This is a genomic window from Pseudorhizobium sp. NPDC055634 (assembly GCF_053618655.1).
The window spans coordinates 120,065-133,489 of sequence record NZ_JBSHHW010000005.1 but is presented as its reverse complement, the minus strand read 5'-3'; the positions used below and the strand labels follow the sequence as shown (position 1 = coordinate 133,489).

Genomic DNA, 13,425 nt, shown 5'->3' with positions numbered 1-13,425 from the left:
CCATATAACTTCCCGAACAATCTGCCAATTTCTACTCGCGTGCGCTTCATCTGAGCCATTTGTGAAGGGCTTCGCTGGTGGCCTTAATAAGCTCCTGGTGGACTTTCGTGCGTGTGTGCCCACTACCATCTGAGCAGATTGGCTCCTCTATGCCGTCCGCTTTGGCCAACGTCGGCGCATCCGGCTTACAAACTCCAAACATGCTAAAGTGGTTTGCGTCTGTAAGAATTGCGTATCGACCCGCTGGAATTGCTGCTGCCACACCAGAGGCGAGGGCCGTCGAAGGTATCTCGTCCGGTTGACCGAGATTTATGATCTCTACGGGGATCGAAATCTCCTGGAACGACGCCATCTCGAAGACATCGACAGGTGCAGGATCAATCGCCATCGCAAACGTGATCCTGCCATCCCGGTTATCCCGGCCAGCGGATGTCACGTCCATCTGGTGAAGATCAACGCCGCTTTGCTTCATCCAGCCGCAGAGCGAGGGGTTAGTAGCAAGGTTGTCACAGTATTTTGCAAGACGAGACGGATCGATCCTGGCTCCCGCCAACGACAAGGCGGTGCTTCCACCATCGAGAGGCCAAGTACGCCAACGCTTCCCAGCTGAAGGTGATTTTCCAGGAACGGCTGTCTTTGCAGCACGTCCAACGTTGCGCTGATATCGGGAGGCCTCAGCCAAAGCTTGATCGTCTCTGTCGCCGACCTGTCGATCCCTCCGTTGCCGAGATGAAGGGGCGCTGCCACGACGTATCCCTGTTTAGCCAGTGGCACGGCAATCCAGCTCATAGCTTCCGGAGTTCCCGCCAAACCTGCCCCATGAGACAGCAGGACCACCGGATACTGACCTTCGGCGATGGGTGCGTTGAGCATGGCTTCGGTGCCCATAAAGAGCGGACTCTCCCCGAGAGTGACGTTCTTTCCGCCAGGGCCGGCCGGATACCAGACGGTCACCATAATGTCTCGGCCGCGCTCTTTCGAGGCTGTTGTGAACTGCCGCACGCCGGAAGGACTGCCGGCTGCAGCCAGAGGCCAGGCCGTTGTGAGAACTATAACGCATAACAACGCCGGCAATTTGCAAAGGGCTCTCATCGGCGTTCCTCGTGGCTGTCAAGTCACTGGAACTTGTCATGCATCGGAATATTCAGCAACGACCGCTCTATGGCGCAATGCGGACGAGCCGCGACATGACGGCTACCGGCCCGAAGCAGACGTCTCTCAGCTACCGATAAGCGATGCAATTACTTTGATCTCTACCACCGCCCCCTCTCTTCGAAGGCCCGCGACCTCAACCGCTGTCCAAGCGGGAAATGGGTCCGAGACATACTCCGAACGGACTGCGCAGAACCTATCGAAGTGCTCGCGAAGACCCACATGATATGTCGTCATCTCAACAATGGCATCGAAACCTAGGCCAGCCTCCCGGAGAACTGCGCCAATCTTCTCAAAAGCTTGCCGAAACTGATCCTCGATGTTCTTCGGCATTTCGCCGTCCGGCCCGCTACCGGTCATGCCCGTGAGAAAAACATGCTCACCAGAGATGATGCCGGGCGACAATTTGATTTGGTCGGCGGAGGTCCGTCCGGAGGGAAAGAGTGCTATTCGCTTCATATTCGTCCTCGATCCTATTCGTCTGAGGATGACGATACACACCCAGTCCGTCAACGTCCGCTGCTGGCGCAAACCAGGCACTCGCGATGTCACGGCGGGGCGTTAAAGGTCGATCGGCGGAGCCGGCGGAGTGTCGCGGCCCGACGCAGGAACCGTGAACGTCCCAGGGCGGTACCCCTCGCACGCTTATCCTCACCCCCCATGGTGCGTGGAACCCAGGCCAAAAATCCGAAATGGAACGCCGGGAGGGGCGAAGGCGTATAGGTGGGCGGGCAGGCGTTAGGTCGCGTTGTCCGGATCATCGAGGCATGAATGTCGGGGCCGCCATCCGGTCCTGCTCCGACGGGAATGCCCAAGACACCTGGAGCCTGAAAGGAATGCTGTATGACTGTCGTGCTTGCCACCGTATGTGAAGATGGAGTGGTCATCGGCTCCGACTCCCAGATCACCGACAAGGGGCGCGGCATGACCTATCCGGCCGAGAAGCTTCATCCTCTCGGGGAAACGGCGGCCTGGGGCGGCAGTGGGGCGCGGTCCGTGCTGACGGATGTGAAGCGCTGTTTCAACGAGAAGAGCGCCGCGATCCTGGAAGCACCCGACATCGGCCGGGCCTTGCAGGCGCAGGTTCTGCCGATCCTTCGCTATCACTACGAGACCTTCATCGAAGACGTGCCGGGCGAGGAAGACGGCGGGACGCCATCGGCCTATGTGATGGCGGCGGGATGGCGGGACGGCGAGCCCTGGATCATCGAAATCACCCCCTCCGGCATGATCGGGCACTATGCCGATATCGGTTTCCACGCGATCGGCAGCGGCGCAGCCATGGCCCAGCAGGCCGGTTCCCTCCTGTCGCACTTCCGTCTGGAGAAACGCTCGGTGCGTTTCGGCTGCGCGGCGGTGCTGCGGGTCCTGCAAGCGCTCGACCTCACCTCCGCCAGCGTCGGCAAGCCGTTCAGCCTGTGCCGGATCGATGCGAAAGGGGCTCACCACCTCGGTGACAAGGAAATCGAGGACGTGAGCAAGATCGTTCGCCAGTGGGAGAAAGCTGAACAGGACGTCATCGCAAGGCTGTTCGATTGACGAGGCCGAGTGGCCGGCGGCACGGCGTCTCCGGAGAGGCCGCCATATGAGACTGACCGGAAGGCGCAATTTATAGCCCCGGCCTGCAGGCCGGATCGCGCGCGGCCGCACGGAGCGTGACTGTCCGCGAGCCGGCCACCTTTGCCACAACGAAAGGCAATCCCGATGGAAGATGACGACATTTCCCTTGCCGATACGCGCGGCGAGGCGGAGGAGCTTGCGCGGGTGATGGGGGACCTGGAGGCGCGCTCGCAGCGGTTCGGGGCGGCACTCACGGGGGCTTTGCGTTCCGCGACGGTCGGCGGCAAGGGGCTGGAGGACGTGCTGCGCGGGCTCGGCAACCGGCTGACTGATATCGCGCTTTCGGCGGCGCTGAAGCCGCTCGAAGGAGCGCTCGGCAATGCGATCGGCGGCTTTGCGGGCTCCGTCGTGCCATTTGCGCAAGGTGGCGTCGTGCGCAGTCCGAGCTTCTTTCCGATGGGCGGCGATCTCGGGCTGATGGGCGAGGCCGGCGCGGAGGCGATCCTGCCGCTGAGGCGCGGGCCGGACGGGGCGCTCGGCGTCGCCGCAGGCGGCGGCGGGGCGGCGACGCAGATCGTCTTCAACGTGACCGCGACGGACGCGGCAAGCTTCCGCAAGAGCGAGGGGCAGATCGCCGCCATGCTGGCGAGGAGCGTCGGACGCGGCCAGCGCGGGCTCTAGCGGCGAGGGCGGGGCGGGAGCGCTGTCGGTCTCCGGCCATGCCCGTCGGCGTATCGGGACGCGGGCGGGATGGCGGCAAAAGGTAGAAGCCGCAGCGGGGGAACGGAACCGGCCCCTGCCGGAGGCGCTTCAGGCCGACTTTTCGGCCCATGAGAACGAGGATAATCCATGACGGCTTTCCATGAGGTCCGCTTTCCGCTGCGCCTTGCGCTCGGAACGAGCGGCGGCCCGGTGCGCCGGACCGATATCGTCAACCTGTCGAACGGGCGGGAGAACAGGAATGCCCGCTGGCGGGATTCGCGGCGGAGCTACGACGCGGGTTCCGGCATCCGGTCGGTGGCCGATCTCTATGCGGTGCTGGAATTCTTCGAGGCGCGGCGCGGGCGGCTGCACGGCTTCGGCTTCCGCGATCCCTGGACTGGAAATCCTGCCCGCCAGGCGAGGCGGTCTCGGCCGCCGACCAGGAGATCGGCACCGGCGACGGCACGACCGCGACCTTCCGGCTCACGAAGCGGTATGGCGATCCGGCGACCGGCTGGTCGAGGCGGATCGCAAAGCCCGTCGAGGGGACGGTGCTGGTCTCGGTCGACGGCGTCGCGAAGGGGGCGGCAAGCCATGCGGTGGATCCCGTGGCCGGCACGGTGACCTTCGTGCCCGGCCACGTGCCGGCGGCAGGTTCGGTGGTGCGCGCGGGCTTCGAGTTCGACGTTCCGGTGCGCTTCGACACGGACCGCATCGACGTCGATCTCAGCCACTTCGATGCCGGGCGCATTCCGGCCATTCCGCTGACGGAGATCCTGCCATGAGGACGATACCGGCGGGGCTTGCCGCGCATCTTGCGGGCGACGCCACCACGACCTGCCATTGCTGGCGGGTGACGCGGCGCGACGGCGCGTTGCTGGGCTTCACCGACCACGACCGAGACCTCTTCGTCGACGGCACGCTGTTTTTGGCCGCCAGCGGATTCCAGGGCGGCGAGGTGGAGGCGGCCGCGGGCCTCGGCGCAAGCGTCGACGCGGTGACGGGCGGCTTTTCCAGCGAGGTGATCTCGGAGGAGGATCTCGCGGCAGGGCTATACGACGGGGCGCGCGTGGAACGCCATCTCGTCAACTGGGCAGCGCCGGAGGAGCACATGCTGCTCGACATGCGGGAAGTGGGCGAGGTGACCCGCTCGGGTGCCGCCTTTTCCGCCGAGCTGCGCAGCATCGCCCATCGTCTCGCCCAGCCGCAGGGGCGGGTCTACAACCGCCGCTGCGACGCCGTATTCGGCGACGCGCGGTGCAGGGCAGATCCCGCCGCCTGGCAGGCAGGCGGCAGCGTGCTCGCAGTCCTGGACGCAAGCACGCTCCGCGTCGGCGGGCTGGACGGGTTTGCGGACGGCTTCTTCCGCCTCGGCATGCTGACGCTCGGCGACGGGCGGCGGATCGACGTCGAGGACGATCGCCTGATGCCGGACGGTTCGCGGCAGTTCTCCTTCTGGCTGCCGCTGGAGGGGGCACCCGGGGAGGCGCTGGCGCCGGGGCAGGGCTTTACCGTAATGGCCGGCTGCGACAAGACATTCGCGACCTGCCGGGGGCGATTTGAAAACCAGCTGAACTTCCGCGGCTTTCCGCACGTGCCGGGCAGCGACTTCGCCTATTCCTACGCCGGCGGCGAAGGCCGGTACGACGGCGGGACGATCTTTCCATGAGGGAGGCAGTGCGCGAGTCCGGGAACGTGCAGGGTGCGCGGATCGTGGCGCTGGCGGAGGGCTGGATCGGCACGCCCTACCGGCACCAGGGCGCGACCAAGGGGGTGGGATGCGACTGCATCGGCCTCGTCCGCGGCATCTGGCGCGATCTTTACGGCGACGAGCCGGAACCGGTGCCGGCCTATGCGCCTGACTGGGCCGAGCGCAGCGGCGAGGAGCGCCTGCTCGACGCGGGACTGCGGCTGTTCGGCCCGCCGCTGCCTCTTCAGGTCGCCGGGCCGGGCGACCTCCTTCTGTTTCGCTGGCGGCCGGATTGCGCCGCCAAGCACGCCGGCATCCTGGCCGGCCCCGGGGCCTTCATCCACGCCTACGAGCAGGCCGCGGTGATCCGCTCCACGCTGGTCCCCTCCTGGCGCCGGCGGATCGTCGCGGTGCACAGGTTTCCCGCTTCGCCCGCTGATTGAAAACCGCGCGGGCGTGGATATACTGCAGGAGTGGTGAGCGAGGCTGCTAACTCGCCCACCGTTTCTGCTTATGTTTTGAAATAGACCCGGACGGCGATCGACCAGCCCGTTCGGGTTGTCCTCAAGGCACCTCCAGGTTCGAGAGCAAGGCCCTTGCCGAGGCCGGGAGGTCCGTCATCGCCGGCGGTTTGTCGCGGTGTACAGGTTTGCCTCGGTTCGGCCGCAGATTGAAAAAACGGATTGCCTGGGATATATTGCAGGAGTGGTGAGCGAGGCGGCTACCTCGCCCACCGTTTGCTTATGTTTTGAAATAGACCCGGACGGCTATGGACCAGCCCGTCCGGGTTTTTCTTATCATAAGCACGACGCCGCTCAGCATAAGCTTCATGGCATCCTCCTCGATTGCAGGCAGGGCCTCTGCCAAGGTCGGTGTTGCCCATCGCCACCGACGCACCGGCTGGCTCGGTGCTTTCTGCTTCTGCTTGCAACCGTTCACTTCATAACACGCAGCCAATACGAGTGGCGAGAAGATTGCTCGCCTCATGCGATAGGGATTTCGCGTCATGGCCACCATTCTCTTCCAGGCGGCGGGCGCGGCGCTCGGCGGCGTGTTCGGTCCTGTCGGCGCGATCCTCGGGCGGGCGGCGGGCGGACTGGCCGGCAGCTATGTCGACCGTGCCCTGATCAACGGCGGCAGGACGATTTCCGGGGCGAGGCTCGCAACGGCGAGGATACCGGGGGCCGACGAAGGCGCGCCGGTCAGCCGCGTCTACGGGACCGCCCGCGTCGGAGGCACGCTGATCTGGGCGACCCGCTTCGAGGAAGAGGTTCGCCGCGAGCGTTCCGGCGGCAAGGCGACCGGCCCGAAGGTGGAGAGCTTCCGCTATTTCGCGAACCTCGCGATCGGGCTCTGCGAGGGCGAGATCGCCGGGATAAGGCGGGTATGGGCGGACGGTCGCGAACTCGACCTGACGGACGTGGAAATGCGGGTCTACCGCGGGGGCGAGGATCAGCTGCCCGACCCGCTGATCGAGGCGAAGCAGGGGGCGGGCAATGCGCCGGCCTATCGCGGGCTCGCCTACGTCGTCTTCGAGCGGCTGCCGCTCGACGGCTTCGGCAACCGCATTCCGCTGCTGCAGTTCGAGGTGATGCGCCCGGTCGGCGCGCTGGAGCGGCAGATCCGCGCCGTGACGATCATTCCCGGCGCGACCGAGCATGGCTATGCGACGGTGCAGATGACAGAGAAGACGGGGGAAGGCAGCGCCCGGATCATGAACCGCCACGCGCTTGCCGCCGCGACCGACTGGCAGGCCTCGCTGGATGAGCTGACGGCGCTCTGCCCGAACCTCGAGAGGGTGGCGCTGGTCGTCAGTTGGTTCGGGACGGACCTGCGGGCCGGGCACTGCCGGATACTGCCCGGCGTGGAAGTGACGCATCGGGACGAGGAGAGCCGGCCCTGGTCGGTTGCCGGCATCACGCGCGCCGATGCCCATCAGGTCAGCCAGCACGGCGGCGGTCCGGCCTATGGCGGCACGCCGAGCGACGCGAGCGTGCGCCAGGCGATCGCCGACCTCAAGGCGCGCGGGCTGGACGTCTTCCTCTATCCCTTCCTGATGATGGACATCCCGCCGGAAAACGGCCTGCCGGACCCGCATGGCGGGGAGGAGCAGGCGGCCTATCCCTGGCGCGGCCGCATCACCTGCCATCCGGCGCCCGGCCTGCCCGGAACGGCGGACCGGACGTCTGCGGCCCGAGCCCAGGTGGCGGCATTTGCCGATGGCGCGGACGGCTACCGGCGCATGGTCCTGCACTATGCCGGGCTGGCAGCGGAGGTGGGCGGGGTCGACGGCTTCCTGATCGGTTCGGAACTGCGCGGGCTGACGCAGGTGCGGGACGAGGCAGGCCTTTTCCCCTTCGTCGACGAGTTGGTGCAGCTTGCGACGGAAGTCCGGGCCGTTCTCGGCGCGGCGACGAAGCTCACCTACGGCGCCGACTGGAGCGAGTATTTCGGCTATCACCCGCAGGACGGGTCGGGCGACGTCTTCTTCCACCTCGATCCCTTGTGGGCCTCGCCGGCGATCGATGCGGTCGGCATCGACAATTACATGCCGCTTGCCGACTGGCGCGACGACGACCTGACGGCCGCGAGCCCCGACGGGTTTCGCGGCGCCGAGGACGGCGCGGCGATGCGGGAGCAGATCGCCTCCGGCGAGCGGTTCGACTGGTATTACGCAAGCGATGCCGACCGCATCGCGCGCCTGCGCACGCCGATCTCCGATGGCGCGGCGGGCAAGCCCTGGGTGTTCCGCCCCAAGGACATCGGCGGCTGGTGGTCGAACCCGCATCACGAACGGATCGCCGGCGAGGAGCGGGCGCCGCCGACCGCGTGGCAGGCGCGGATGAAACCCATATGGTTCACCGAACTCGGATGCCCGGCGGTGGACAAGGGCGCCAACCAGCCGAATGTCTTCGTCGATCCCAAGTCGGCCGAAAGTGCCGCGCCTCATTTCTCGAGCCGCGCCCGGTCCGACGCGATGCAGCGGCGGTTCCTCGAGGCCCATCACCGGCACTGGCAGGGCGAGGGCGGGGAGACGGGGCCGGTCGATCCGGACCATGTCTTCGTCTGGACCTGGGACGCGCGTCCCTATCCGGCCTTTCCCGCCGATCTTTCGGCCTGGAGCGACGGCGGCAACTGGCGCGCCGGCCACTGGCTGAACGGGAGGCTCGGCGCCGGGACGCTCGCCGACACGATCGGGGCGATCCTGGCCGATCACGGTTTTGACGACTTCGACGTCTCCGAAGTGAGCGGCGACCTGATCGGCTACGTCCAGGCCGAGGTGACGCCGGCCCGCGCCCTGCTTGCGCCGCTTCTCGACGTCTTCCGGATCGACGTGACTGAGGAGGCGGGGCGCCTCAGGTTCAGGTCGCGCGGTTCCGCGAGCCTTCCGCCGCGGACGATCGAGGTCCTGGCCGATATCGAGGATGAGCCGGCGTGGAGCGAGACGCGCGGCCATGACAGCGATTTTGCCGCCGAGGTGGTGATCGGCTCCAGCAATCCCGCCCTGGACTACGAGCAGGCAAGCGCCCGCTCGCGCCGGACGCGAACGGCGAGCAACCGGGTGCTGGGCTACGACCTGCCCGCCGTGCTGGCCGAGGAGACGGCTCTTTCTGCCGCCGAGGCTGCCGTCCGTGATCAGTGGCTGTCGCGGCGGATGCTGAGCTTCGCGCTCTCCCCGGCGGAGGTCGGCCTCCAGCCCGGAGACGCCATCCGCCTGCCGGAGGCGGGCGGGACCTTTCTCGTCTCGCGCGTCGAGGAGGGCGCTGTCCGCCGGATCGAGGCACGCCAGCACGCCGCCGCCGGCCCGGCCAGCCCGGCCCCGGAAACGCCCGGACATGGCGGGGGAGGGAGCGCCTCGGATGCATTTGCGCCGGTTCTCCATCTTCTCGACCTGCCGCGCTTCTCGGCCGGGCCGGGCGAGAGCTTTGCGCGGGCGGCCGGTCATGCGCGGCCCTGGCAGCGGATCATGCTCTCCTCGTCGCCGGGAAGCGAGGGATATGCGCTTCGCGCCGTTCTCGACCGGCCGGCCCGGGTCGGCCGGCTGGCGGGGTCCTTTCCGCCCGGCGCGATTTCCGGTCGCTTCGACCATCGCTCCCGCATGGAACTCGACCTCTTCTTCGGCGGCCTGTCTTCCGCGGCAATGGGCGCGGTCCTCGCGGGCGAGAACCGGCTGGCGGTGAGGGCGGCAAGCGGGATCTGGGAGATCGTCAGTTTCCTCGAGGCACTGGAAGTGGCGCCCGGACGCTGGCGGCTATCGACGCTGCTGCGCGGGCTGGCGGGAACCGAGGACGCCATGTCCGAAGGTGCCGCGCCGGGATCGCCGGTCGTCCTGCTGGACGACGCGACGGTGCCGCTCGGCCTCTCCGCCGACGAACGCGGCCGCCGGCTGAACTGGATTGCCGAAGGCGCCGGATCCGCGGGCGGGCGCGTCGGGCCGCTGGTGTTCGACGGGGGTGCCCGGGCCGAGACGCCGCTTTCGCCCGTCCACCTTCGCGGCCGTCGGCTGGCGGACGGCAGCCTGCTCCTGTCGTGGATACGCCGCGGCAGGATCGAGGCGGACGACTGGGATGCCGCCGAGATACCGCTCGACGAGGCGGAGGAGCGCTACCGCGTCGATATTCTCGACGATGCGGGCGGGACGCGGCGCTCGGTCGAGGTTGCGGCGCCGCAGTTCCTCTACAGCGCTGCGCAGGAGATCGACGACTTCGGCGGGCCGCAGCCGGCGCTTGCCGTTCGGATTCGGCAACTGGGGCGGGCGGTGCCGCTCGGCCTGCCGGCAATGGCGTCCATCCACCTCTGATCCCGCGAATGGAAATGCCTGTGGCGGTATTCAAGCCCGGCTGTATACTTCGTGACCGACGGGTTGCCGGGACAGGCGGCGGCGCCGACCACGGCGTGTGACAGCTACGCCTGTCTTCCCCTCGACGATGAAGGACCGGGGATGAGCCTTGCCGACGAGAACCAGGTCGATTTCGGCAGCCTCGTGGCCTTCTACGAGCGCATCGTCGATCCGCTGACGCTGCCAATGGGACGGCGGGCGCTTGACATGGTCTCCTTGGCGGCGGGCGATGCGCTCATCGATGTCGCTGCCGGCACGGGCGCGCTGGCGGTCGAGGCGGCGGAACGCGGGGCGAAGGTGCTGGCGATCGACCTCGAGCCGAAGATGGTCGCCCGGGCGCTAGCACGGCTCGGCCCCTATGCGGGCTGCGAGGCCGCCGTGATGAATTTCGAGGCGCTGGACGTTCCGGACGCTTCGTTCGACGCGGCCATATCGATCGCCGGCGTCCTCTCCTTCGCCACGGGTGAAGACGGGATGCGCGAGATGGTTCGCGTCACGCGCCCCGGCGGCCGGGTCGCGGTCGCCACCTGGGACCAGGAAGACGCTGCCGCACCGCAATATCTTGCCCGCGAAGTGTTCGCCCGGACGTTCCCCGGCCGGGAGCTCTGGCCGGAAGACTTCTTTCCCGCCTGGACCAGGGACGCCGTCGACCGCGCGCTCCGCGCCATGGGCTGCGACGACATCCGGACAGCCGGCGTCGAGGGCGTCTGGACCGTCGAAACCCCCGGAAACGTCATGACGGAGAGCGGGCAATCCATCCGCATGTTCCCGGGCTACAGGGCCCTGAGCGATGCCGACAGGAGCCGCTTCGACGAGGCCTTTACGGCGGCAGTCGCCGGCCAGGCCGGGGCGGACGGCATGGCGCACATCGCGACAAGAGCCTTCGTGGTGGCGGGACGGGTCGCGCCGGGCTGAGCCGAAGGCGGCGCGAGATTGGCCTCCCGCTCGACCTCCCGGGCCGCTCGCCTGCACCTCCCCGGAGCATTCATTTGCCATTCACACGTGCTTGGTTACATATTCCATCACATGCACTGGATCTGTTCGATCCGTTCTGAATATGGAATAGTAACACGATGGCGCGACTGCCGATCCCTGCGATGCTTATCGCCGGCCTTGCCGGTCTGACTGCCTTCGAGACCCCCGCGCACGGGGAATACATCTTTCTGGCCGCTGCGGATTGCGGTGCGGCAGCGAGCCGCGTCGTCAACGAGACGGGTGGCCAGCTTCTCTCCGCCCAGCCGTCCTCCGACGGCCAGACCTGCGTCGTCACCGTTCTCGTACAGGGCAATGGCAATGAGAGGCCGCGCAAGGTAACGGTGCGGGTGCCGATGTAATGACGCCAATGTAGTGAAAGGGGGCGGCGAGCCGGCATCGCCGCGAAACGGGGCAATCATGCGCATTCTCGTAGTCGAAGACGACGTCAATCTCAGCCGGCAGCTGACCGATGCGCTGAAGGAGGCCGGCTACGTCGTCGACCAGGCATTCGACGGCGAGGAGGGGCATTTCCTCGGCGAGACGGAGCCCTACGACGCGGCGATCCTCGATATCGGGCTCCCGGTCATCGACGGGATCACGGTCGTCGAGAAATGGCGGGCCGAGGGCCGGCGCATGCCGGTTCTGATGCTGACGGCGCGCGACCGCTGGAGCGACAAGGTCGCCGGCATCGACGCTGGCGCCGACGACTATGTCGCCAAGCCTTTCCACGTGGAGGAAGTGCTGGCCCGCGTGCGGGCGCTGATTCGCCGCGCCGCAGGCCATGCCTCGTCCGAACTCGTCTGCGGCCCGGTGCGTCTCGACACCAAGGCGTCAAAGGCGACCGTCGACGGCAAGCCCCTCAAGCTCACGTCCCACGAATTCCGGCTGCTCTCCTACCTGATGCACCACATGGGGCAGGTGGTCTCGCGGACCGAACTGGTCGAGCATATGTACGACCAGGATTTCGACCGGGATTCCAACACGATCGAGGTGTTCGTCGGTCGCCTCAGGAAGAAGCTGGGCGTCGATCTGATCGAGACCGTGCGCGGCCTCGGCTACAGGATGCAAGCCCCGACAGACGCCGGCTGACGCGATGACCGGGCCGAGATCCCTTACCGCCCGCGTTCTCCTTCTCGCCACCCTCTGGTCCGGACTGGCGCTGGTGGTGATCGCGCTGGTGATCTCCGCCCTCTACCGGCAATCGGCCGAGCGTGCCTTCACCGACCTCCTGAGGGCGCAGCTCTACAACGTCATCAATTCCGTCTCGATCGGCGAGGGCAACAACCTCGCCGGCAATCCGCAGCTGGGCGACCTGCGCTATTCGCAGCCGGAAACGGGCTGGTACTGGATCATCGAGCCGCTCGGCACCTTCGCCGCAGCACCGCTGTCCTCGCCCTCGCTCGGCGTCTCCAAGATCGCCGTGCCGAGCATCCTCAACGTCCCCTTCAACAACCGCTACGAGCGCTTCTATCCGGTGGTCGATGCCTTCGGGAACAATGTCCTGGTGGCGGAGACCGAGGTGGTTCTCGACAGCCAGGGACGGGCGGCGCGCTTTCGCGTCGCCGGCAATCTCGACGCCATGGAGGAAGATATCGCGGCCTTCGACCGCAGCCTCTACATCGCGCTCGGCGTGTTCGGCCTCGGCAGCCTCGTCGTCAACGGCGGCGCCATCCTCTTCGGCCTGCAGCCGCTAGACCGGGCCCGCCGCGCGCTCGGACGGATCCGCCGCGGCGACGCAGAGCGCCTCGAAGGCGAGTTTCCGCGCGAGATCCTGCCGCTCGTCAACGAGATCAACGCACTGATCGAGAGCAATCGCCGCATCGTCGACCGCGCCAGGATGCAGGTCGGCAACCTCGCGCATTCGCTGAAGACGCCGCTCGCTGTCCTCCTGAACGAGGCCCGCGCGCTCGAACCCGCGCACGGGGAGCTGATCCGGTCGCAGGCGGAAGCCATGCAGGCGCAGGTGCAATCCTATCTCAACCGGGCGCGGATCGCCGCCCAGCGCGAATCCGTCCTGGTGCGCACGGAGGTCGAGCCGGTGCTGGAGCGCCTCGTGCGGGTGATGCGCCGCCTCAACCCGGAGACGGAATTCAGCCTCTCGGTCGATCCGGACGCGGTTCTGGCGATGGAGCAGCAGGATGTCGAGGAGACGGTCGGCAACCTTCTGGAAAACGCTGCCCGCTTCTGCCGGACCGGCGTCTGGCTGAGCGTCACCGCGGCCCCGGGGCCCCCGACGGGCGAACCGGTGGACGGGATCCGCCGGTCGTGGCTGGAAGTATCGGTCGAGGATGACGGACCGGGACTGGAGCCCGGCCAGATCGGCGAGGCGATGAAACGCGGCCGTCGCTTCGACGAAAGCCGGCCCGGTGCCGGCCTCGGCCTCTCCATCGTGCGCGAGATCGCCGCCGAATACCAGGGGCGGTTCGAACTCCATCGCAGCGACAAGGGTGGCTTGCGCGCAACACTTCTCCTCCCGTCGGTGACGAAGGATGTTGCCTGATGCGGG

Annotated in this window: 12 protein-coding genes and 1 pseudogene; 10 read left to right on the top strand and 3 right to left on the bottom strand. The window is 67.2% G+C overall.

All coding sequences use genetic code 11. From position 1 onward, the window contains the following. Nucleotides 1-46: 46 nt before the first annotated feature. The 3 genes from ACWGPT_RS10120 to ACWGPT_RS10110 all read right to left on the bottom strand — a co-directional run bounded on the left by ACWGPT_RS10120 (nucleotide 47) and on the right by ACWGPT_RS10110 (nucleotide 1,611). Nucleotides 47-388: a hypothetical protein gene (locus ACWGPT_RS10120; RefSeq protein WP_452605465.1), complete on the bottom strand. Its 342-nt coding sequence runs from the start codon at nucleotides 386-388 to the stop codon at nucleotides 47-49. Nucleotides 389-468: 80 nt separating this feature from the next. Then, nucleotides 469-957: an alpha/beta hydrolase family protein gene (locus tag ACWGPT_RS10115; protein ID WP_452605464.1), complete on the bottom strand. Its 489-nt coding sequence runs from the start codon at nucleotides 955-957 to the stop codon at nucleotides 469-471. Between the two features lie 261 nt (nucleotides 958-1,218). Beyond that, nucleotides 1,219-1,611: a RidA family protein gene (locus tag ACWGPT_RS10110; RefSeq protein WP_452605463.1), complete on the bottom strand. Its 393-nt coding sequence runs from the start codon at nucleotides 1,609-1,611 to the stop codon at nucleotides 1,219-1,221. Between the two features lie 384 nt (nucleotides 1,612-1,995). Here ACWGPT_RS10110 and ACWGPT_RS10105 point away from each other — a divergent pair, with 384 nt between their 5' ends. From ACWGPT_RS10105 to ACWGPT_RS10060, 10 genes and pseudogenes are all read left to right on the top strand, one after another. Next, a complete protein-coding gene (locus ACWGPT_RS10105) occupies nucleotides 1,996-2,691 on the top strand; it encodes a proteasome protein (RefSeq protein WP_452605462.1) in 696 nt (231 codons plus the stop codon). A 165-nt stretch (nucleotides 2,692-2,856) separates the two neighbouring features. Then, complete coding sequence (locus tag ACWGPT_RS10100) at nucleotides 2,857-3,393, top strand: phage tail tape measure protein (RefSeq protein ID WP_452605461.1); 537 nt, start codon at nucleotides 2,857-2,859, stop codon at nucleotides 3,391-3,393. A 168-nt stretch (nucleotides 3,394-3,561) separates the two neighbouring features. Then, nucleotides 3,562-4,199, top strand: a pseudogene (locus ACWGPT_RS10095) (phage distal tail protein, Rcc01695 family). Beyond that, nucleotides 4,196-5,083, top strand: coding sequence for a DUF2163 domain-containing protein (locus ACWGPT_RS10090; RefSeq protein ID WP_452605460.1), 888 nt, complete (start codon nucleotides 4,196-4,198; stop codon nucleotides 5,081-5,083). Before ACWGPT_RS10095 ends, ACWGPT_RS10090 begins: the two are co-directional and overlap by 4 nt. Next, nucleotides 5,080-5,547 carry an NlpC/P60 family protein gene (locus ACWGPT_RS10085; protein ID WP_452605459.1) on the top strand — a complete coding sequence of 156 codons (468 nt, stop codon included), beginning with the start codon at nucleotides 5,080-5,082 and terminating at the stop codon, nucleotides 5,545-5,547. The genes ACWGPT_RS10090 and ACWGPT_RS10085 overlap by 4 nt, the downstream gene beginning before the upstream one ends. 563 nt (nucleotides 5,548-6,110) lie before the next feature. Then, a complete protein-coding gene (locus ACWGPT_RS10080) occupies nucleotides 6,111-9,905 on the top strand; it encodes a baseplate multidomain protein megatron (RefSeq protein WP_452605458.1) in 3,795 nt (1,264 codons plus the stop codon). A 141-nt stretch (nucleotides 9,906-10,046) separates the two neighbouring features. Beyond that, complete coding sequence (locus ACWGPT_RS10075; RefSeq protein WP_452605457.1) at nucleotides 10,047-10,859, top strand: class I SAM-dependent methyltransferase; 813 nt, start codon at nucleotides 10,047-10,049, stop codon at nucleotides 10,857-10,859. A gap of 158 nt (nucleotides 10,860-11,017) precedes the next feature. Beyond that, entirely contained in the window at nucleotides 11,018-11,278 is a 261-nt protein-coding gene (locus tag ACWGPT_RS10070; RefSeq protein ID WP_452605456.1) for a hypothetical protein, read from the top strand. A 58-nt stretch (nucleotides 11,279-11,336) separates the two neighbouring features. Beyond that, a complete protein-coding gene (locus tag ACWGPT_RS10065; RefSeq protein ID WP_452605455.1) occupies nucleotides 11,337-12,008 on the top strand; it encodes a response regulator transcription factor in 672 nt (223 codons plus the stop codon). A 4-nt stretch (nucleotides 12,009-12,012) separates the two neighbouring features. Next, complete coding sequence (locus ACWGPT_RS10060) at nucleotides 12,013-13,419, top strand: ATP-binding protein (RefSeq protein WP_452605454.1); 1,407 nt, start codon at nucleotides 12,013-12,015, stop codon at nucleotides 13,417-13,419. The last annotated feature ends 6 nt before the right edge of the window (nucleotides 13,420-13,425 follow it).